Genomic DNA, 22,195 nt, shown 5'->3' on the forward strand with positions numbered 1-22,195 from the left:
TCTGAACTATTATATTACATCAAGCCCCGTTCCTTCAAACTTACAAACGATCCGTCCCCAATGATCAGATGATCCAGCACGTCGATCCCGACAATCTGTCCTGCCTCCACTAAGCGGGCAGTCAGCGATATGTCTTCCGGGCTGGGCGTCGGATCTCCGCTAGGATGGTTGTGCGCGCACACCAGGGATGCACTGCTGCATTTGATGGCCGCTCTGAACACCTCGCGGGGATGAACGATGGAAGCATTAAGGCTTCCCATCGATAACGTTTCCTGGGCTATGACATGATTTTTCGTATTTAAAAATACACAGACAAAATGCTCTTTCTGTAAATAGCGCATCTGTTCACTGAGCAGTTCTGCCGCGTCATGCGGACTGCGAATAATAACTGGCTCTACATGTCTCGATGCGGCTAAGCGCCGTCCAAGCTCTATGCCAGCCTTCAGCTGAACAGCCTTAGCGGTTCCAATTCCTTTGATTTGCGTAATTTCCTCAATGCTAAGATCAACGAGCTGCCGGATGCCGCCTGCTTCCCCCAGCAGCCGCTGGGCTATATGTACGGCAGATTCCTGGCGGGTACCGGTCCGAAGCAATATCGCCAGCAATTCTGCATGGCTTAAAGCGCTCGCCCCATATTGCATCATGCGCTCTCTAGGTCGTTCATCATGGGGGATGTCGCGCAGCAATAGCGTTGGCGACTCCATATATTCCCCTCTTTTCTAAGATTTAAATCAGCAGGTCACCGAAACTTCAGGATTCCCCTACATTTCGCATGCCGTTGTTCTATATCTATGAATCGGTGAGTACATCCATCCCCATTTCAGACAGCATGTCCGACAGCAGAGAAAGCGGCAGGCCGACAACGTTAAAATAGTCGCCTTCGATTCCTTCCACGATGGTTGCACCCAAGCCTTGAATCGCATACGAGCCTGCTTTGTCAGCAGGTTCCCCGCTCTTTACATAAGCCGCGATCGCATCATCACTTAACGATTTCATCTTTACGGTTGTCACACGGTGGGCAACCTTTGTATGACCGGATTCCCGATCAACACAAGCCACGCCCGTGTACACGAGGTGAGCCCGTCCTTGAAGCATGGACAACATCCTTGCCGCGTCAGCATGATCCTCCGGTTTCCCGAGGACATGATCATCTACAACTACAATCGTGTCGCTTCCCACAATGATACCATCTCCCGGATCATCCGTCAGCTTTCGGAGAACCGCTTCCGCTTTACGTAGTGCCAGTGACTCCACAATTCGCTCTGGCGACCACCCTTGCGGGGTGTCCTCATCAGCTTCACTAGGCATAATCTCGAATGGGATACGAAGGGAGGCAACCAATTCCTGACGCCGAGGAGAGGTGGAGGCCAATATGATACGGCGGTTTCTCTTCTCATTCAAGGGGGATAATCTCCTTTGTCATGTCTTAGAGCCTGCGGTATAACCAAAGTGCAGCTATAATGCCGAGCAGACTGAGCAGGCAAAAGTTAAGTTCAAGGTTAATATCATAACGAATAATGTCAAAATCAGCGCGAGGCGACCACTTAATCGGTGTAGTAGACGTTAAAAACGACAAAGCCTTGACAGGCTGAAGCGCCTTAGCAAGCCATGTTCCCGTCAGCCACCCCAGCAGCAAAAACAAGATGAGCATTCCTTTGTTTTTCTTCATGCATCCTCTTCCCTCGCCATATTTTGACACCCTAATTATTATACGGTGAATCGATAAGCAATACAAACAGAAATCCGGCAGGGGGAACTATTTCCAGTTCCAAGCCGGATTTTACGTAAATTTGAATTTATAGGCCATCCAGGAGTTTCTTTTGGCCCATGACATAGTTCATCATACCTGTTTGAATCTCCCACAAATGCCCCTTGGATTGATTTTTGTTATATTCGGAGAGCGCAGTGATTGAACTGTTCATGGATTGCTCCATCGCCGGCAGCACAGCCCCGGTCTCCGGACCCAAGCCGGCGGACAGCAACTTCATCGATTGGATCCACTGCTGGTGCAGATTTGTGATCGCAGTCATATTCTCCGGCGCCACCGCGCCCGCCTCCTTCCCCAGCAGCGATGCCGATAGCTTACTAAGCTCCGATACCAGTTGCCCACTGATCGTAAAATAGTCCGTCAGCGTCTGCTCCTCGCCCGCAAAGACAGCTGACTCTATATTAGGGAGCGCGATTTCTCTTACGTATAATTCGACGCCTTCGGCCTTAAGCTGATTGCTGAGCAGCTTGGCCTGCTCGCGGTCTGGTGAAATGCCCGCATACACCCGGTTCTCCTCATCCGAATCTCCACCGGCGGCAATACCGGACTGCAGCAGCTCCCCCTTCGCTTGCTCAGCCCGTTCCGGGGTGCTGAACACACCGTACTGAAGCATATAAAAGATTTGACCTGGAATGTGAACAGCCGATTCAGTTAAATCAGGTGCGATGGTTGCACCCGTTACACCAGAGGAATCAGCCGGGGCTTGATTCACTGCATCATTGGTTTCAAGCTGTCCCGATGTTGGATCCTCACCTGCTTTACCGCCGTTAAACATAGACAGCACCATATACCCAAACAGCAAACCCGTAACAACAGCCGCTGTCACAGACACAGCCATTTTCCAGAAGGAGGTAGGTTTGCGTGAGCGATAATAACTGTAGTCATCAGCAGATGACTCATATAGATCCGCCTCAGGCCCGAGATTCCAGTTGGAGTCGTTCGCTTCGGGGGCCACTCTTCCGGGATACACGTCATCATGAAGGTCATAGAGTTCCTTACGCTCACGCATATCGTCATATGTATCGTTATGTTCAGGTCCGTCACCAAACGACCCGCCGTCGATATGATCCAGACGCCGTCTTTCCTCAGCTAATCGGCCCCTGGACCGGTTATGACGCGAGGTTCTCCACCCTTGACCGTTCACATTCGGGGTCTCCCCCTCCTCCCGGAGAGGCGGAACGACGCGTAGATGATCATGCTGCATACTGCTCCTAGGTTCGAACGAAGTGCCCGCATCGGCAAACCGATCTGGCGCCGTTGTGTCAAACTCGTCGAATACGAGATGGCGGTCATCAACTTGGTCATTGCGTCTTGCTGGAACTTTTTGATACGGATCCCGTTCCTCACGCATATGATCCTTATGACTGTCCTTCGGCGGATCGTGATCAAAACGAATCGTCATCCGTGCTTTATTCATATCCACACACCTCACTTGTCCTTCTACACCTAGCTATATGATCAAGCTTGGCAACTTATGAGTGTGCGAAAAACAAAACAAACAGGCTGATCAAGAAAACATCTTGATCAGCCTGTTATACTTAGCGATTCCGCTCGCTTTGCCTCCGTTCGAAAGACAAAAGCCCATGCAATCCCCTGCTGCAGCGAAGCAGCAAAGCATGCGCGCAATCCATTTACTTCTTGCCTTTAATAGACTCTGCTAAAGCAGCGCCGACTTTCCAAATATCGCCCGCCCCCATCGTGAGAACCAGATCGCCTTCTTTTACACGACCTTTGAGATCGTTCAGAACATCCTCTTTGGTAGGCAAATAGCGGGCACCGGCATTACTGTTCTGGACAATCAGCTCAACCAGCTTACCGGAACTGATACCCTCGATTTGCTTCTCGCCGGCAGGAGAATAAATATCGGTGATAATCACCTCATCGGCTTCTCCGAACGCGCGACTAAACGCATCCAGAAGGAAAAAGGTCCTCGAATACCGCTGCGGCTGGAATACGGCAATAATCCGTTTGCCCGTAGCTTTAGCAGCACTGATCGTAGCCTCAATCTCCGTCGGATGATGCGCATAGTCGTCAATCACCAGAATGCCTTCTGCTTCACCAAGCACCTGGAAGCGGCGCTTAGCACCGTTGAACTTAACAATGGCCTCTACAATCGCTTCAAACGAGATTCCGCCTTTCAAGCAGCATATCACCGTAGCCATTGCGTTGTAGACATTGTGTTTACCCGGTACGGACAGTTCCACGGTGCCCAGCTCCATTCCGTTATGAAGCATCGTGAAGCTGACGTGACGGTCGCCGAGCACCAGATTCGTTGCCGTATACTCCGCATCAGCATGAATGCCGTATGTGGTCACATTGCATTTAAGGTCAGGCAAAATAGCCTGGATGTTGTTATCGTCCGCGCAAACCACGGCCGTCCCGTCTGCCTTAATCTGGCTGAGGAATTGTACATAAGCTGCCTTGAGACGATTGAAATCCCCTTCGTAATTCTCCAGGTGATCGGCCTCAATATTCAGAACAACGCCGAGCCATGGGTGGTACTGAAGGAATGAACCGTCACTCTCGTCGGCTTCGGCCACCACGTGCTCGCCTTCGCCGGCTTTGGCATTGGTGCCAACATTCATGATTTCCCCGCCGATGATAAATGTCGGATCGACTCCGCATTCTTCCATCACGAGCGCAATCATGGATGAAGTGGTTGTCTTACCATGCGCACCCGCTACGGCGACTCCTTTGCGTTCGTTCAAAAGACGCGCCAGCATCTGCGCACGGTGAAGGACAGGAATGTTCAGCTTCTCTGCTTCGACCCGCTCCACGTTGTCTTTGGACAATGCCGTCGAGTAAACCACAAGGTCCGCGCCCTGGACTTGCTCGGCGGTATGTCCAATGTATATTTTGGCGCCCTTGGCCGCCAGCTTTTCTGTCAATTCTTGCGATGCCACGTCAGAACCCGTGACTTTATAACCCATCTCCAGCATAACTCTTGCAATGGCGCTCATCCCGTAGCCGCCAATTCCTATAAAATGAACATGTTCCGATGTATTCAACAGATATCACCAACCTTTTTCAGAATCGGAAAGGCCCAGGAGGTTGGAACGCACGTCGGCAATCAGGTACAACGTGCCCGACACCACCCCAAGATCCTCCGCTTCCGTCCGTGACTTCAACTCTTCAAGTGCGTTTTTCCAATTTGGTTCTATGATGATTTGCAGTGTATGTTTGGCGTATTTCTCCCTTACCTGCTCTACGATGTCACCAAGCGCCTTGGCGTCCAGTTTCTTCCGGAAATCCGGTTCAGTCAGGATAAGCGTATCCACTATTGGCAGTATATGCTGCAAATACGATTCATGATGCTTATTTGCCAGCATTCCCATCATTAAGTTCAGTTTCCGATACTTATAGATCTGCGGCAAGCTTTTGGCCAAGGTTTCAGCCCCTTCGGGGTTGTGCGCACCATCGAGAACAATCCGCGGGGAGGACTGTACTTGTTCCAGTCTTCCCGCCCAGAAAGTATCCTTAAACCCTGTACGTAATTCTTCTTCATCCACGATAAAAGCCATGTACTGGCGAAGCACTTCCAGCGTCATCATGGCAAGCGCAGCATTGGCGCATTGGTGCTCGCCTTGCATCGAGATGTCCAGATCCATGTCCCGGAACGGGCCCTTAAAGCGGAAAGTCTGGCTTTCTTCATCCCCGCGCAGTCGCTCATAGGAGAATTGTTCATCTACGAGATACAGACTTGTACGGTTTTTTTCTACCGCTTGTTTCAGAATTTCGACAGCCTCAGGCTGAGTTACCGTACTCACCACAGGGACTCCAGGCTTGATAATGCCAGCCTTCTCCGTGGCGATCTCCTGAATGGTGTCACCCAGAACGTCGGTATGGTCCATCCCGATATTCGTGATCACCGAAATGATGGGATGAACGATATTGGTCACGTCCAGGCGACCGCCAAGTCCCGTCTCCCATACCACTACATCCGGATAAGATACCTCGGCATAATACAGGATCGCAAGGGCGGTGGACACCTCAAACATCGTGGGCGATCCAAGCCCGGAGCTCGCCACTTCGGCTACAAGTGGCTCTAAGCGATTCGCGAGCGCCAGCAGCGTCTCTTCCGGTATGTCCTCGCCGTTATACTGAAACCGATTGGTAAACTTCGTAATATAGGGAGAAGTGTAGGTGCCAACCGTGAATCCCCCTTGAAGCAAAACCTTTGTTAAAAAAGCGCATGTGGAGCCTTTTCCATTCGTTCCGGCCACGTGAATAAATTTCAACCGCCGTTCCGGATGGCCCAGCAGCTCCATCAATCGCTGAATTCTATCCATGCCAGGGCGGATTCCAAACGGAATCAGCCCATTGATCCAAGCTACCGCTTCCTCATAGGTATGGAACGGAGCTACAGCTGCTCCCGAATGATCAACCATCGTTCTCACCTTCTGGTCCAAGTTCATCTTGCCCTCAGCCTCTCAATTCTTCGATGCGTGCGATCACTTTACTGCGTTTGTCCGAGTAATCCACAAGCTTCGCCCGTTCTTCTTCAATCACCTTTTCCGGTGCTTTCGATACGAAACCAGGGTTGTTCAGCTTCTTCTCCACACGCTCGACTTCGCTGTTCAAGTGCTGAATTTCCTTCTCCAGACGCGTGATCTCCTGAGCGATATCGATCAACCCGGCAAGCGGCAGATACATTTCAACACCTGTAACCACAGCGGTCATCGCCTTATCCGGCGCCTCAAGCGCAAGGGAGGACTGATACTCCGACGTGTTGCAGAAGCGGCAAATATAATCCGCATTGCGATCGATAATGCTGGCAATTTGCTCGCTTACCGGCTTTAATTGCAGCTCCACTTTTTTGCTCATCGGTACGTTTACTTCCGCCCGGATGTTACGTACAGCGCGGATGACATCCATCAGCAGGTTCATTTCGGTAACGGCTTCCGTATTCTCAAACGCCTCATCATAGGTCGGCCATGAAGCCAACATCACCGTCTCACCTTCATGCGGCAAATGCTGCCAGATCTCTTCGGAGATGAACGGCATGAACGGGTGGATCAAACGCATCGTGCGGTCCAGCACATAGGCAAGCACCGACTGCGTCTTTTTCTTGGCCGCTTGATCCTCGCCATACAGGGACAGCTTGGCAAACTCGATATACCAGTCACACAGATCATCCCAGATGAAATTGTAGAGCAGTCGACCGGTTTCGCCAAATTCGTAGGCATCAATTAGACGCGTAATGTCGCGGGAAGTTTCGTTCAAACGATGCAAAATCCACTTGTCGGCCGTTCCCAGCTCTCCGGAAATGTCGATATCCGCCGCCGTGAAGCCCTCCAGGTTCATGAGCGCAAAACGTGACGCATTCCAGATCTTGTTCGCGAAGTTACGCGCTTGTTCCACGCGTTCCCAGCGGAAACGAAGATCCTGACCCGGCGTACTGCCGGTCGATATCATATAACGCATGGCATCTGCGCCATACTGTTCAATAACCTCAAGCGGGTCGATACCGTTTCCGAGCGACTTGGACATCTTGCGGCCTTCGCTATCCCGGACCAGACCATGGATCAGCGTATCTTTAAACGGCATTTGATCCGTAAATTCAAGCCCTTGGAAGATCATCCGCGATACCCAGAACGGAATAATATCATAACCCGTCACGAGAACGCTCGTTGGATAATAACGTTTGAAATCCTCGCTGTCCAGATTCGGCCAGCCCATGGTCGTGAACGGCCACAATGCGGAGCTGAACCAGGTATCCAGCACATCCTCATCCTGTCTCAGATCATCCTTGCCAAGCTTCGCGCGCGCTTCCTCTTCATTCATGGCAACAACCACTTCGCCCGTCGATTCGGAATACCAGGCCGGAATCCGGTGGCCCCACCACAATTGACGGGAAATGCACCAATCGCGTACATTCTCCATCCAATGCAGGTAGGTTCGCTCGAAGCGGTCAGGCACGAAGTTAACGCCCTTGCCGGATTTCTGCGCATCCACAGCTGCTTCCGCAAGCGGCTGCATCTTAACGAACCACTGCGTCGACAGATAAGGCTCAACCACCGCACCGGATCTCTCGCTATGGCCAACCTGATGGACATGATCTTCGATGCGGAGCAATACGCCCGATTCCTTCATGTCGTTTACGATCTGCTTGCGGCATTCGCTCCGGTCAAGACCTTGGTACTTACCAGCAAACTCATTCATCGTCCCGGATTCATCCATCACGGTAATTTGCGGCAGGTCATGTCTCTGACCCATTTCGAAGTCATTCGGATCATGCGCCGGCGTAATTTTAACCGCTCCGCTGCCAAAGTCCTTCTCAACGTACTCATCGGCAATAACCGGAATCTCGCGGCCGACAATCGGCAGGACCAATGTTTTGCCGATCATGTCTTTATAGCGTTCATCTTCCGGATGAACGGCTACCGCCGTATCGCCAAGCATGGTCTCCGGACGGGTGGTTGCTACGGTAATGGAGCCGCTGCCGTCTTTCAGAGGGTATTGCAAGTGATACAAATGGCCGTTGACCTCTTTGTACTCCACTTCAATATCGGACAAAGCCGTGCGGGCAGCCGGGTCCCAGTTGATGATGCGTTTACCGCGATATATGAGCCCTTTATCATAGAGCTTAACGAATACTTCCCGAACCGCGTCCGACAACCCCTCGTCGAGCGTGAAACGTTCTCTGGAGTAATCGAGGGACAGGCCGATCTTGGACCATTGGTCACGGATTGTATTCGCATATAGATCCTTCCATTCCCACACTTTCTCAAGGAATTTTTCACGTCCCAGATCGTATCGGGTAACGCCTTCCTCGCGAAGCTTCTGCTCAACCTTGGTTTGCGTAGCGATGCCCGCATGGTCAGAGCCCGGCAGCCACAGCGAATCATAACCCTGCATCCGCTTTACGCGAATCAGAATATCCTGCAGCGTAAAGTCAAGCGCATGGCCGATATGAAGCATTCCCGTAACGTTTGGTGGAGGAATAACAATCGTGTACGGCTCCGCATCCGGTCGTTTGCCAGCTTCAAAGAAGCCGCCTTCCTTCCAGTACGGATACCATTTTTGTTCAGCTGCCTTCGGATCATACGTCGTCGGCATTTCTAACTGGGATTGGTTTTGTTTTTGATCCATATTTTCGTACCTCCGATACTGTTAATCAGTTTTGCCAACCCGAAATGTTTTAGCCTCCGGGCGTGGGCATGAATATCAATGTTTGGCATGAAACAAAAAAAGCCCTTCGTCCTCAAAGGACGAAAGACTGTTCTCTCGCGGTACCACCTTTGTTTCGTGCTTATAAATAATTCATCAACCGTGTCCTCCCATGAAGAACATGAAAGGCTTACGATCAAGCACGACACTTTACGCAGATAACGGCTGCGGCCGGCGAACTCTAACCAGGGTAGCAATCGATCCCTACTCTATCTCAAGTCCGCAACTCCGGGGTGACTTCGGCAAGCTGGTTCCTGCGGAATCTCACAGCGCTTGATAGCAATTCCGCTCTCTGAAGGCCATACCTTCCTACTCTTCCCGTTCAACGTTGTTCTAGCTTATGAAATACCTGTACATATTCTATTCAAATATACCGTGGTTGTTGCATATAGTCAATATTTCGAGTGTTTCCGATCGATTTAGACATCATACCTGCCGAATCAATAAATCTTATACATTGAAAAAGCAGGCCAAGGATGTCCTACCTTGACCTGCTTTTTCTTACGCAATTGCTCCCCCCACCGATTACTGGGGAATGTATAATACCTGTCCTTCTTCCACATTCTGCTCGGACATGCGGTTATATAACAAAAGCTCCCGCGGCGTCAGTTGATAACGCTCGGCAATCTCGTCGAGTGTCTCCTCACGCTGTACAATGCACATCCGGACCTTGCGGAACGGCGTTTCCTCGCGGCGGTTACCCAGGAACAGACTCTTCCACTCCACATCCTCGGCCGAAGCCGAATCAACCAATTCCTCCGCCTCTTCTTCCTCGTCCCGAGCGGCTTGATCCTGAACCGTTCTGCTCGATTGAAGCAATGAAGATAAGCCTACACCCGATGTGCTGTTTGTGCTGCTGTTCTTCGAGTTGAAGGCCACCTTTAACTCCGGTTTGGTCGGAACCTCTTCAACTTTAACGGAAACCTCCTCCGTTATATCATCCATATCCTCCAAAGGTACTGCTTCCTCAGCAAAAACAGGCTGGGTTTCCTCCGTTTCCGGTGATTCCAGCACCGGTACGGCTTCAACTTCTTCGCCCTTACGCTCAGTGACACCAGGGAAACCGGCTGCTGAATCTTCCTGCACCGGCTCCGGCTGGGAGGCAGCCCGTTCGAATTGCCATACACTTGGAATCGACGGCTCAGCTGCCTGAGCTTCCGTCTCACTATGTAAGGCATATTCGACCGTATCCCGGGCTTCAGTCGCACCGGAGATGCTTAGGGTGCTGTCCGAGGCCTGTGAATCCCGAGTTTGGTTCTCATACTGCGCCCAGGATGCCAGATACTGCTGTGTGCGTGCATCCGTCCCGGACTCTTGGGCTTGGGGCTGAGCCTCGTTGAAGTAAGAAGGTGAAGCCGAATTCGCATCAGTGTTGGCTCCGCCTTGAAACTGGTCATACGGGTTGGCTGCGAACTGCTGCTCCCCGTTCGAATAATCTGTCGCTTCAGGAGCATGTACCACTGTGAATTCCTCATTGGCCCATACTTGGTCACGGGCTCCCGGAGCCGCTGCCTGAATTCCTTTGAGCGACAGAACCCCTGTAATGTTCAAGCTGCGTTTAGATAACAAATCCACGTCAAAATTCTCGATCTCGACCGCGATGTCATCCAATGATGATACCCGGTTCAGCGGGACCGTGATTTCGACCGGAATCCAGTGTTCGAGCGGCTCCGTCTCTCCGGCTTCGGTGTCACCTTTATACAGGCCTGCAAGAAGCAGATGACCCCGAAGCGTGGCCTGGTCCTGCTGACTGATCACCTGAATGTGCGGGATCAACTCCGCCTCTTCCAATTCATCGATTCCCGGCAAATCTTCCGTTAAATTAATACGCTCGTAAATATCGAACCGCAATCCGTAGGACTGGTCAAACACGGGAATGTCCTCCTTTTTGGCATATACTATCCGTGATCTGTTATCACGGCATGAGCCTAAGTTTTGCCACTCAATTTATCTATATGCCGAAAATAGGAGAGCATGACTTTTTTGCGAATTGTGCGTGAAAGTTACCGGTTCATTCAGGATTTTTCAAATTTTCTTAACGGCCTGCTGACTCTATGATTTGCTCTCTTAACTCCAACATATCCTGAGGCCAGGGCGCTTCCACCTCGATACTCTCGCCCGAGAGAGGATGAGTAAACAACAGACGTTTGCCATGCAGCGCCTGGCGCGGGAACGTCTCGGGTCCTCCGTATAAGGAATCTCCCAGAAGCGGATGTCCCATATGACTTAGATGCACCCGGATCTGATGCGTACGGCCGGTTTCCAGACGAATTTGCAGCAGGCTGGCTTTTGGATACACTTCAGATGAGAGAATATGCGTGATCGCAGCCTGCCCGGTTAATGAAACCCGCCGGCGGCTTGCGTGATAGCGGTCTTTGCCTATCGGCAAATCGATTCTCTTCAGATCCTGCGAGACCCTCCCCTGAACGATAGCCGCATAAATCCGGACGATCTTCTTCTCCCGCATGGCCTCGTCAAGCTTTAGCTGCGCATATTCATTCTTGGCGTACAGTACGGGACCTGTTGTGTCCTTATCCAACCGATGAATATGCCGGACTGCCGTATGAATGCCTTCGGCTTCGTAATACGCAGCTACCACATGATTCAGCGTCGTCTCCGTGCTCTCGTTGTCCGGATGGACCGCCATGCCGGCCGGTTTGTTCACGACCAGGCAGAAATCGTCCTCGTACAATACATCTAGCTTCTGCCATCTCGGTTCGATGCCGTAATCCCGATAAGGAAAAAGGACCAGCCGAAGCCGGTCCCCTCTCCATTGTATCCCTTGCTCATGATGAAGCTTGCGATACAGCTTCTCGGGCATACCGACCGTTTCCATAAGCCACTTGGCAGCAGCCTCGTTCCGATCCGGCTGACCTAACAGCGCCTTGCCCGGCGTCATCTCCAGCCATTCGCCGCGTTTGCTCCAATTGCCCCCGTAACTCATAGGCTCTTGAAGGCATTGTAGTTGGCTTCGATGGTGGCATCGATATCTTCCACCGTATGCGCTCCCGAGATGAACATGCCCTCGAACTGGGAAGGAGGTACGCTGACTCCCTCTTCTACCATCGCTGCAAAATATTGACGGAAACGATCCAGATCACTTGTCTTGGCCGTATCAAAATTGACAACCGGCGTATTCGTGAAGAAAGGACATACCATGGACCCGATCCGGTTGATCGTAAGCGGGATCCCGAATTCCTTAGCGTTTCGCTCAAATCCGGCCTGAAGGCGGGCTCCTCGTTCCTCCAGCTGTTCATAGATAGCAGGCGTCAACAGTTTTAGAGTCGTGTAGCCGGCCGCCATGGCGAGCGGATTTCCGCTTAACGTTCCTGCTTGATAGATCGGCCCTGCCGGAGCAATCTGATCCATCAGCTCACGCTTGCCTCCATAAGCACCGACTGGCAGACCGCCGCCGATCACCTTGCCCAGACATGTCAAATCCGGCGTAACGCCATAACGTCCTTGCGCACAGTTTAGATCCACGCGGAATCCGGTCATGACCTCGTCGAAAATAAGCACTGTACCATAATCGGAAGTGACCTTGCGGAGTCCTTCCAGGAACCCTGGCTGTGGAGGTACCACGCCCATGTTGCCGGCCACCGGCTCAACAATGACTGCGGCGATCTCTTCGCCGAACCGCTTGAAGGCAAGCTCTACCGACTCCAAGTCATTATAAGGAACGGCAATGGTGTTGGAAGCCACGCTCTCAGGGACACCGGGACTATCGGGAAGACCCAGCGTTGCGATGCCCGATCCCGCCTTGATCAGAAGGCTATCGGCGTGACCGTGATAAGAGCCTTCGAATTTGATGATTTTGCTGCGCCCGGTATAACCGCGCGCCAGCCGGATGGCGCTCATGGTAGCTTCCGTACCGGAATTCACCATTCGCACAACCTCCATCGACGGCACGCGCTCGCAGACGAGCTTCGCCATCTTCGTTTCCAACAGGGTTGGCGCACCAAAGCTGGTCCCCTTCGCAGCGGTCTCCTGAAGTGCTTCAACGACCTCAGGGTGCGCGTGGCCCATAATCAGCGGTCCCCAAGAACCTACGTAATCGATAAAGCTGTTGCCATCGATATCATATACGCGGCTGCCTTCTCCGCGATCGATATAAATCGGCGTTAATCCCACAGATTTAAACGCACGTACCGGACTGTTGACACCGCCGGGAATGTATAACTTCGCTTCTTCAAAAGCAGAACGCGATAATTCTTCTTTCCGCATATCTTGGCTCATACGATGCACTCCTAACTCTTTAGTCGTTATTGGTTACTTGCTGCGCATCCAGCGTGCTGCATCCTTCGAGAAATACGTGATGATAATGTCCGCACCGGCACGCTTCATCCCCGTCAGCAGCTCCATCACAATCGCCTGCTCACTGATCCATCCCTGCTGAGCAGCCGCCTTAATCATGGAATATTCCCCACTTACGTTATAAGCGACAATCGGCAGATCAAACTGGTCTCTCAGCAATCTGACAACGTCAAGGTAGGCCATAGCTGGTTTCACCATCAGCATATCGGCGCCTTCCAGCACGTCCGTCTCCGCCTCGCGAAGCGCCTCTCTCACATTGGCCGGATCCATCTGATAGGTTTTACGGTCGCCGAACTGCGGAGCAGAATCGGCAGCTTCACGGAAAGGTCCGTAAAAGGCCGAAGCGTACTTAACCGAGTAAGACATGATCGGCACGTTATAAAATCCGGCTTCATCAAGTCCGGAACGAATGGCTTGAACAAAACCGTCCATCATATTGGAAGGTGCAATAATATCGGCTCCCGCCTTCACTTGGGAAACCGCTGTACGAACGAGCAGCTCCAGTGACTCGTCGTTTAATACATCGCCGCAGGTGTGACCGTCACGCTCAAAGGTATGCACCATACCGCAGTGGCCGTGGTCGGTAAATTCGCACAGGCACGTATCAGCAATCACCAGAAGATCGGGATACCACGACTTGATGAGACGGGTAGCCTCTTGGACAATCCCGTCATCCGCAAAACCGGATGTGCCTACGCTGTCTTTGGTCTCAGGAATTCCGAACAGGAGCACAGCAGGAATGCCTAGACTTACGATTTCGTCTACTTCCTCTTTCAAGGTATCGAGCGAAAAATGATAGACCCCCGGCATCGAGGAAATTTCGGATTTCACTCCACTGCCATAGGTAACGAAGATTGGCTGAACCAGATCCTCCGTATGAAGCACGGTCTCACGGACCATGCTGCGAATGCCGGCATTTTGACGCAGCCGACGATGGCGTACGATTGGAAAACTCATGACGTATACCTCCTGATGATGTACTTTTTGATCATGTATTTAAAAGAAAAGGATATTATGGCCCAACGCGGCGTGGATCGTTCTCATTCCAAATGCACAAGGTCTTCACCAGACTGTCGATCGTCGCTTCCTCGGCGAGGAGGGATACGTGCAGACCGGCTTCCTCTGCCGTCTGGGCGGTCAAAGGTCCGATGCAAGCAATCGTCGATCCTTTTAACAGTTCGGCAGGATCTGCTACGCCCATCCCCTTCAGCGCCTTCAGCAGATTGGTAACGGTAGAGGAACTGGTAAAAGTAACGGCGTGAATGCCGCCATCTTGAAGCAGTTTCAACAGCTCATCATCGTCCTCACCACACAGCACGTTCTCATAGATCACGGCTTCCGTCACGAGCAGCCCCATTTCCGTCAGCTTCTCTGGCAGCCACTTGCGTGCCAGATCGCCCCGAGGCAGCAGCACACGCTGACCAGGCTTGAGCTCTGAACCGTAAGCATCGATAATGCCTTCCGCCTGGTACCGCTCCTTAATGACTTCAGCGGCTATGCCGTAATTACCAAGAGCATGGGCTGTTGCTGGACCAACCGCGACGATGCGGGCAGAGGCTAGGGAACGAATATCGCGCCCATTCTCCTTCAAGTGGCGGAAAAAGAATTCGACTCCGTTCACGCTGGTGAAGAATACCCAGTCATACGTACTCAGCTTGTCCAGTGCTTGTTGAACGCCAGCAAGCACTTCGTCCTTCGAAGGCATGACGATGTCGATGACGGGAAATTCATAAGGCTCTCCGCCGAGCTCTTCGATTTGGGATACCAATGCACTGGCCTGGCTTCGGGCCCTCGTGACCAGAACTCGTTTACCGAACAGAGGCAGCCGTTCTGCCCACTTCAGGTGCTCCCGCTGAAGCACCACCTGCCCAACAACGATGACGGCAGGCGGCTGAAAATCCGCTGCCTTGACTCTGTCCTCGATGTCCGCCAGCGTCCCCGTCAGCGTATCTTGCTCCGCTCGGGTTCCCCATCTAATAAGAGCCACCGGGGTTTCTGGCGGCCTGCCGTGTTTGATCAGTTGACGACTGATATAGCCGATCTTGGCCACACCCATCATAAAAATCAAAGTCCCCGTTGCATTGGTCACCTTATCCCATTGAATCATCCGGTCCAGCTTTTCGGGACTTTCATGCCCGGTAATGATGGATAAAGATGAAGCATGGTCACGATGCGTCACCGGAATCCCGGCATAAGCCGGAACGCTGATCGCTGAGGTGATCCCCGGTACAATCTCGTACAAGATGCCATGACGGTATAACAGCTCCGCTTCTTCGCCTACTCTACCGAAGATGGTTGGATCGCCGCCCTTTAAACGGACGACCGTCTTGCCTTCCAAAGCATAATCAACCAGCAGCTGATTGATCTGCTCCTGCTTCATCGTATGCCGATCGGGGAGCTTGCCTACATAGACCTTCTCCGCTCCGGGCTTCATCCACCGCAGCAGCCGAGGGCTGGCTAATCGGTCGTACACCACGACATCTGCCTTCTCAATGCATTCCTTGCCTTTAATCGTGATCAGGCGTGCATCGCCCGGTCCTGCTCCCACGAGATAAACCTTGCCTGCCATCCCCTCAACCCCTAACTTGTGCCAGTATCTTCTCCGCTCCTTTAGCTTTCAGCTTTGCAGCCACTTCCACTCCGAGCGATTCAGGGTCGGTTCCTTCGGCGCTTTCCTTCAATACGATTTCGCCGTCAGGAGAGCCAACCATTCCTGTTAATTGTATAACGTTTTGTACTCCGCGGGAATCTTCGGCATCCACATTCTTCAGGACAGCGTAAGCCCCGATAGGCACCTGGCATCCTCCGTTCAGCTCGCTCAGAAACTTGCGTTCAGCCGCAACGGTTCGTGCGGTGACATCATCATTATAAAGTGAGAGCAAATGCAGCAGCTCAGCATCGTTCTCGCGGCATTCAATCCCGAGTGCGCCCTGGCCAACGGCAGGCAGGCTAATATCAACCGGCAAGTACGATGTGATCCGGTCCTCCCAGCCCATGCGCTGAAGACCTGCGGTCGCCAGAATGATGGCCTGAAATTCACCATCCTCCATTTTGCGAATGCGAGAATCGATATTCCCTCGAATCCATTCGATCTGCAGATCCGGCCGATAGGCCTTGAGCTGGCTGGACCGGCGCAGACTGCTTGTCCCCACTTTGGCACCTGTAGGAAGGTCATCCAGCGTTACCCCTTCTTTGGAAATCAGGCAATCACGAGGATCCTTTCTTGCCGGCACCGCGCCGGATACCAAACCTTCGGGCAGAACAGAGGGCATGTCCTTCATGCTATGAACCGCCATATCAATCTCACCGTCGATCATTGCCTGCTCGATTTCTTTGACAAACAATCCTTTGCCGCCTACCTTGGAAAGCGTAACATCCAGTATGCGGTCGCCCTTGGTGACGATTTTCTTGACGGTGAAGTCATAGTCCAGACCATGCTCCTTGGCTAAACGCTTTAAATCATCGATAACCTGTCCTGTCTGTGTCAGTGCCAGAGCACTTTGTCTACTGCCAACTACGATTGTGCGCATCTTTCATTCCTCCTGATTATTCGCAATCCACTGCTTGATTTTATCCTCACTCCAGGGCGCATAACCTTCGCGGCGGATCTCTCCGAGCATATCCATGCGGTATGCCTTGTGCAGCAGCCGCCTGCGTGCATCAGCAGACTCCACCTCTTCCCTGATTATCGAACGCATCCTATATAAAAAATCCAAATAATCCTCATACTCAGGCCCGAACTGTTCTTCGAGATCGTCGCGTATACCGCGTGCGGCCATCGGCCCAGCTCCTGATGTTGATACAGCCAGTGTAAGCCTCCCTCGCCGCAGCACTGTCGGGTTGATAAACGTCCCAGCCTCGCCGTTGCTGGCTACGTTAACCAACACGCCAAGACGATCGGCGTCCTCCGCTATCTTCAGGTTCAGCATGCTGTCGTCCGTTGCCGCATGAACCATGAACGCGCCTGTCAGATCGTCTGATTGATACTTCCGCTTCGTCCATCGAAGAGCCTTCTCATTGGCCAAACGTTGAAGTTTCTCGCTTCGTAGTATGGGACTTACAATATGTACGCTTGCTCCGGCATTCAGCAGGGTGTCGGCTTTACGTTCCGCCACCTTGCCGCCGCCGACAATCAAGCATAGACGTCCCCTGCAATTCAGCAGGATGGGCACATAATGATCATCATATGCCATCTGCCATCACACTCCTGACCAACTATGGAAAGCGGACCACGTATTGAGAAAGAAATTCAAAATAATGAATCCATACCCGATTAAGGCCCATATGGCTGCTTCCCTGCCTGACCTTCTCCACAGGCGACGTTTGATGAAATAAACCAAATACATCGCAAGAGCCGTCAATGTAGACAGGACTTTGATATCCAAGAACAAGGTCCATCGCCCAGCCATGGCCACCGACATGACGGCCAAAATGAGCGACATGACCAGAATAATCGTTCCAGCCATCAGCGCCTTATAAGAATAAACATCAAGCTTCTCCAGACTCGGCAGCCTGCGGATCGTATCATTCCATTGCTTGTGCTTCAGTTTCCGGTGAAGGAACATATAAATCGCCGCAAACACAGCCCCGACGGTCAAAGCGGCGAAGCTGACACTCGCCAGGGCAATATGAATAAGCAAGAGACGATGTTCCGTCTCCCAGCTATACAATGCATTGTCTCCCGCCGTGAACCATAAACGATTGACCAGCATGACGCTAAACCCGACGAGGTTCATTAACAGGACGGCAAATTCCGACCGCTTCAAATACGCCAGGGCAATCGAAGTAATCGATATGCAGAACGCCAGCAGGAACAGGAAATCAAACAGCGTAAACACCGGGAAGTGGAAATGTCCGCCTTCCATCGCTCTGATGCTGATTCCGGTGAATTGTAACAGTGCAGTAATAACAAGAAGCCCTGTGCCTATCCGCTTCGCCACCGAATTGCGTGAAACGCAATCCGAGATATAAAACAGAAGGCTCAGGGCATAGATACAAATGCCGGTGATATAAATTAAGTTTAACAGCATGGGTTTGTACTCACCCTCCTCAAAGGGTGGCTGGGGCTAGAGACACCTTAAGCGGTTTCTCTTCTGCCTGCTGATCTACAGCATTCTTCGTCCGTTCAGCTTTAACGGGTGCAGTTGCTTTCTTGTTGCGGCTGCGGGCTTCCTGCTCATTCTCATGGATCAGGCTTTCCAGCGCAAAGATTTGTGAAAAATAATCCAGTGCTTCACTGCCCTGCTTGCCGCCCGTCATTTCCTTAATCCGGTTAATGGGATCATGCATCATCTGGTTAACGATGCTCTTGGTCAAACGACGGATGACTTTTCGCTGGCGTTCATCCAGTTCTGGAAGCTTGTTGAACAAGCTTTCCATCGTTTCTTCATGAATGGTATTCGACTTCTCCTGCAAGGCCCGAATCGCCGGTCTGACACCGAGCGTCTTCAGCCATGTGTGGAATGCATCCATCTCTTCTTGAATCATTACTTCAATCTTCGCTGCTTCCACTCGGCGCATTTCCATATTGGTCTCTACAATGCCTTCCAGATCATCAATATCGTACAAGAACACATTGGAAAGTTCCCCAATCGCCGGATCGATATCCCGTGGCACAGCAATATCAATCATGAACAACGGGCGGGCCTGACGTTTCTTCATGCTCTCTTTAACCCGCTCCGCATTCAGAACATATTCATTCGAGCCCGTAGAGCTAATAATAATATCGACTTCATGCAGCAAATTCTTGGCTTCGGCTATGGTGCACGGCGTCCCTTGGAACTTGCGTGCAAGTTCCTCCGCACGGCCAAGCGTACGGTTGGCTACAATTACTTCCGCAGCACCGTTGGCATAAAGATGCTTCACGGTAAGTTCACTCATCTTGCCTGCGCCGAGAATCATTACTTTTTTGTCGTTAAACGTACCGAAAATCCGTTTACCCAGTTCCACCGCAGCATAGCTGACAGAAACAGCACTCTCTCCGATCGATGTCTCGGAATGAGCCCGCTTGCCGAGCGTAACAGCTTGCTTAAACAACATATTAAACCAAGTACCGGTGGCATTCTGCTGCTGCGACGTCAAAAAAGCATTGCGCACCTGTCCCAGGATCTGCGTCTCTCCAATGACCATGGAATCCAAGCCGCAAGTAACCTTAAACAGATGGGAAATCGCTTGTTCGTCTTCATATATATAGAGGTGCTGTGTAAATTCTTCACGATTAATGCCGAACCACTGTTCCATAAAACTGCGGATAAAGTAGCCGCACATATGAAGGCGGTCTACCACAACATAAATCTCAGTGCGGTTGCAGGTAGCGACAATGACGCCTTCCAATACGCTCTTGGTTGAATTTAGCTGCTCTAACGCCTTCGGCATGTCTTCTTCCGAGAATGTAAAACGTTCTCTGACTTCCACGGGCGCCGTGCGATAGTTCAACCCAACAACGACGATGTGCATTGCATGTTCACCTGCCTATTTCTCCGAGTAGTTTTGCCGTTCACAACGGACTGTCTTGACCCTGTTCATTATATCACAGTATATTGAGCACCCTTGTCTATTTTATGAAATGTTTATGAAATCCCCATACTTCTTCATTCCATTCATGAAGATTTCTACCTGTAGATCGTACCTTACTATTGTGGATATAGAACACCTTAGATATACGTGTTATTTTCTACGAAATCTCATTTCAGAGAACGACGGACTGGAAATCGGCCGTACTTCTCAATCCCCAAAATAAATAACCATGGAAACCTCCATGGTTATCAGTATAGGCATTTTTTTAGAAGGCTGGATTAAACGAGTTCAGCCTGGTTCATCTCAGGCGTTTCCACGGTCATTTCGCCGAGTCCTCGCACGAGTTTCTTAGCATAGCATTTTTCAGGTTTCAAAGCGGATACCAGATAGTCAATAGCCAGTTGCGGATCTACTGTCTCCCCGCAGGTATAACAGTCAATCGCAGCAAAACCTCTCTCAGGGTATGTGTGAATCGAGAGATGGCTTTCCGACAGCAACACCAGCACAGTTGCACCTTGTGGTTCAAATTGCTTGGATTGGACGGACATTACCGTTGCTCCACATGCTTCAGCGGCTTCCACCATCTGAGCTTGCAAAAATTCTGCACTGTTCAATAGTTCAAAATCGACTCCCCAAGTATCAACAGCAACGTGTCTTCCGAAAGTTGAGTATTCCATCTTCCGGTTTCCCCCTTCCTAGGAATAAAATGTTTGAAAATTTCATCCGCTAGGACCTACGTCATTCACTTCCCGAGGGAATAATCTCTCGCAACATTACATGTCCTGAGTGAATCCTGGTTCCTATATTCTTTTCAACGAGATTAAAAATAACATCTATGACGCTTAAATGCAACACCTTTTTCGAAAATAACCCATAAATATTTTACAGCTCAATATATGTGCGATTGAACCACTTGGTGTCATGGATCCGTGAATAAAAAAGGCGCCCTGTTACAGGGCAGCCTCCTTAGGCCTCTAGCACGAATAGGCGTTGATTAAACCGTCGCAGCCGCTCATCTATGGTCTTCGTAATAAGATTATCATTCCCTGCTGCAATCCGTTGGTCTAGAAGCACGTTAATATGATGCTGGATGGATTCGATCTCTTTCTCTGCTTCATTGCTGTTGAAGAGTCGCTGCAGCTCTCCTGCCGTATTCTTGTACTCATAAATGACAATGCTGTCGTTCCCGGTGACTTGCGTAATTCTGTGCACCGTTCCCGCGTGGTAGTCGTAGCTCATCGTAAAGCCGCGATAAATCCGATTCACTTTACCTGATCCCTTAAAAGCCGCAAACAGTTTGCGTACGGCATTTGTCAGATGGGGAGTAACCAATCGGCACGACAGCTCACAGACGTACAAGCCATTCTTGCGTTCAAAGGGCAAATGAACTTCTTCCCCGCTTTCATCTTCGAGCACGAACTCCTGCTCTCCGCTATCCATGACTTTTACCCGGTTAGTAACCCGGAAAGCTTGGGTATACTGCAGAAATTGATCCATTTGAATATCCGTCATTTGCATTGTGGCATTAACATATTCTGTGGCTAACCGCTGAGCCATAAAAATCTCCCTCAATTCTTTTAACTTACTACCATTATACAGCAAATCCAAGCGGTCTTTCCTGCCGTTCGAATGAGAATATCCATCATATTTCATAAAAAAACGGAATTAGCCGGAATCAGAGCGACATTTCCCGCAAGATGCTCACTTTCCTGTAAAGAATTCACCGATTCCCTATATTAGCCTTGAAAAAAATATCACGAAATTAATCGGATCAGGCTTGCTCATTGCCTTCCGTTTCCGAATCCAGATATGGCTCTTCCTCTTCATCCATAGTCCCCATATGGGACTCCATGATGGCCCATAACTCATCTTTACCCAGACCGAGCTCGGATGAAAACATGACAAAAGAGTGATAGGGTTTGAAGCCTAGTGTTTCCTTCACGATCTTTACATGCTTCTCACGGCGCGTTTTCGGAATTTTGTCCGCCTTGGTCGCAACCACGCATACCGGCCGGTTATAATGCTGCAGCCATTCATACATGCTGATGTCATCTTTTGAAGGCGGGTGACGCATGTCCACAATCAGTAATACAAGCTTCAGTTCTTCCCGGCTGAGCAAATATCTCTCAATCATTTCGCCAAATGCCGCACGCTGGGTCTTGGATACCTTCGCATAACCATAGCCGGGAAAATCGACCAGATACAGGTCGTCGTTCACCCGATAATAGTTGAGCTGCTGGGTTTTCCCCGGTGTTGCACTGGTTCGGGCCAGGTTCTTACGGGATATCATACGGTTAATCAGTGATGACTTGCCCACATTGGAACGCCCTGCCAGAGCAATTTCCGGCAAGGCGTCTTCAGGATATTGAGCAGGTACGACAGCACTGATGACAAACTCGGCTTTCGTAACTTTCATAATTAGACTTT

The 22,195-nt window shown here is 51.0% G+C and carries 19 protein-coding genes and 1 other annotated feature; all 19 genes read right to left on the reverse strand.

All coding sequences use genetic code 11. The features are described 5' to 3' along the window. Nucleotides 1-14: 14 nt before the first annotated feature. Nucleotides 15-704: a RadC family protein gene (gene radC, locus AB4124_RS28700; protein ID WP_009593994.1), complete on the reverse strand. Its 690-nt coding sequence runs from the start codon at nucleotides 702-704 to the stop codon at nucleotides 15-17. 85 nt (nucleotides 705-789) lie between these two features. Then, the gene (locus tag AB4124_RS28705; protein WP_441974960.1) at nucleotides 790-1,401 is read right to left on the reverse strand and encodes a Maf family protein; all 612 of its coding nucleotides are present in this window, start codon (nucleotides 1,399-1,401) and stop codon (nucleotides 790-792) included. 25 nt (nucleotides 1,402-1,426) lie between these two features. After that, nucleotides 1,427-1,669 carry a DUF4321 domain-containing protein gene (locus AB4124_RS28710; protein WP_076323127.1) on the reverse strand — a complete coding sequence of 81 codons (243 nt, stop codon included), beginning with the start codon at nucleotides 1,667-1,669 and terminating at the stop codon, nucleotides 1,427-1,429. 127 nt (nucleotides 1,670-1,796) lie between these two features. After that, complete coding sequence (locus AB4124_RS28715) at nucleotides 1,797-3,185, reverse strand: SPOR domain-containing protein (protein WP_441974961.1); 1,389 nt, start codon at nucleotides 3,183-3,185, stop codon at nucleotides 1,797-1,799. A gap of 214 nt (nucleotides 3,186-3,399) precedes the next feature. Then, nucleotides 3,400-4,776, reverse strand: a complete 1,377-nt coding sequence (gene murC / locus AB4124_RS28720) for a UDP-N-acetylmuramate--L-alanine ligase (RefSeq protein WP_215155283.1) — start codon at nucleotides 4,774-4,776, stop codon at nucleotides 3,400-3,402. 6 nt (nucleotides 4,777-4,782) lie between these two features. After that, nucleotides 4,783-6,183: a bifunctional folylpolyglutamate synthase/dihydrofolate synthase gene (locus tag AB4124_RS28725; protein WP_430199602.1), complete on the reverse strand. Its 1,401-nt coding sequence runs from the start codon at nucleotides 6,181-6,183 to the stop codon at nucleotides 4,783-4,785. Nucleotides 6,184-6,190: 7 nt separating this feature from the next. Continuing rightward, nucleotides 6,191-8,860 carry a valine--tRNA ligase gene (locus AB4124_RS28730; protein ID WP_441974962.1) on the reverse strand — a complete coding sequence of 890 codons (2,670 nt, stop codon included), beginning with the start codon at nucleotides 8,858-8,860 and terminating at the stop codon, nucleotides 6,191-6,193. 112 nt (nucleotides 8,861-8,972) lie between these two features. Further along, nucleotides 8,973-9,273 (reverse strand) — a binding site (T-box leader). 190 nt (nucleotides 9,274-9,463) lie between these two features. After that, nucleotides 9,464-10,810 carry a LysM peptidoglycan-binding domain-containing protein gene (locus tag AB4124_RS28735; RefSeq protein WP_441974963.1) on the reverse strand — a complete coding sequence of 449 codons (1,347 nt, stop codon included), beginning with the start codon at nucleotides 10,808-10,810 and terminating at the stop codon, nucleotides 9,464-9,466. 163 nt (nucleotides 10,811-10,973) lie between these two features. Beyond that, entirely contained in the window at nucleotides 10,974-11,882 is a 909-nt protein-coding gene (locus AB4124_RS28740; RefSeq protein WP_430186500.1) for an RluA family pseudouridine synthase, read from the reverse strand. Then, on the reverse strand, nucleotides 11,879-13,174 hold the full coding sequence (gene hemL / locus AB4124_RS28745; protein ID WP_379411158.1) for a glutamate-1-semialdehyde 2,1-aminomutase: 1,296 nt from the start codon (nucleotides 13,172-13,174) through the stop codon (nucleotides 11,879-11,881). Before hemL ends, AB4124_RS28740 begins: the two co-directional genes overlap by 4 nt. A 33-nt stretch (nucleotides 13,175-13,207) precedes the next feature. Further along, nucleotides 13,208-14,209, reverse strand: a complete 1,002-nt coding sequence (gene hemB / locus AB4124_RS28750; RefSeq protein ID WP_076323120.1) for a porphobilinogen synthase — start codon at nucleotides 14,207-14,209, stop codon at nucleotides 13,208-13,210. Between the two features lie 55 nt (nucleotides 14,210-14,264). After that, entirely contained in the window at nucleotides 14,265-15,821 is a 1,557-nt protein-coding gene (gene cobA, locus AB4124_RS28755) for a uroporphyrinogen-III C-methyltransferase (RefSeq protein ID WP_441974964.1), read from the reverse strand. Nucleotides 15,822-15,825: 4 nt separating this feature from the next. Beyond that, nucleotides 15,826-16,782, reverse strand: a complete 957-nt coding sequence (gene hemC, locus AB4124_RS28760) for a hydroxymethylbilane synthase (RefSeq protein ID WP_441974965.1) — start codon at nucleotides 16,780-16,782, stop codon at nucleotides 15,826-15,828. A 3-nt stretch (nucleotides 16,783-16,785) separates the two neighbouring features. Further along, nucleotides 16,786-17,445: a precorrin-2 dehydrogenase/sirohydrochlorin ferrochelatase family protein gene (locus tag AB4124_RS28765; RefSeq protein WP_379411166.1), complete on the reverse strand. Its 660-nt coding sequence runs from the start codon at nucleotides 17,443-17,445 to the stop codon at nucleotides 16,786-16,788. A gap of 6 nt (nucleotides 17,446-17,451) precedes the next feature. Further along, entirely contained in the window at nucleotides 17,452-18,282 is an 831-nt protein-coding gene (gene ccsA / locus AB4124_RS28770) for a cytochrome c biogenesis protein CcsA (protein ID WP_076323116.1), read from the reverse strand. Between the two features lie 19 nt (nucleotides 18,283-18,301). After that, nucleotides 18,302-19,708, reverse strand: a complete 1,407-nt coding sequence (hemA, locus tag AB4124_RS28775; protein ID WP_441974966.1) for a glutamyl-tRNA reductase — start codon at nucleotides 19,706-19,708, stop codon at nucleotides 18,302-18,304. Nucleotides 19,709-20,046: 338 nt separating this feature from the next. Then, the gene (speD, locus tag AB4124_RS28780) at nucleotides 20,047-20,445 is read right to left on the reverse strand and encodes an adenosylmethionine decarboxylase (RefSeq protein ID WP_076323114.1); all 399 of its coding nucleotides are present in this window, start codon (nucleotides 20,443-20,445) and stop codon (nucleotides 20,047-20,049) included. A gap of 289 nt (nucleotides 20,446-20,734) precedes the next feature. Further along, nucleotides 20,735-21,325: a non-ribosomal peptide synthetase module gene (locus tag AB4124_RS28785; RefSeq protein ID WP_076323113.1), complete on the reverse strand. Its 591-nt coding sequence runs from the start codon at nucleotides 21,323-21,325 to the stop codon at nucleotides 20,735-20,737. 214 nt (nucleotides 21,326-21,539) lie between these two features. Further along, nucleotides 21,540-22,184 (reverse strand): ribosome biogenesis GTP-binding protein YihA/YsxC, encoded by a 645-nt coding sequence (gene yihA, locus AB4124_RS28790; RefSeq protein ID WP_083659682.1) that lies wholly within the window; start codon nucleotides 22,182-22,184, stop codon nucleotides 21,540-21,542. Between the last annotated feature and the right edge of the window lie 11 nt (nucleotides 22,185-22,195).

It is taken from the genome of Paenibacillus sp. 2KB_20 (genome assembly GCF_052115765.1).
Taxonomy (GTDB): domain Bacteria; phylum Bacillota; class Bacilli; order Paenibacillales; family Paenibacillaceae; genus Paenibacillus_AQ.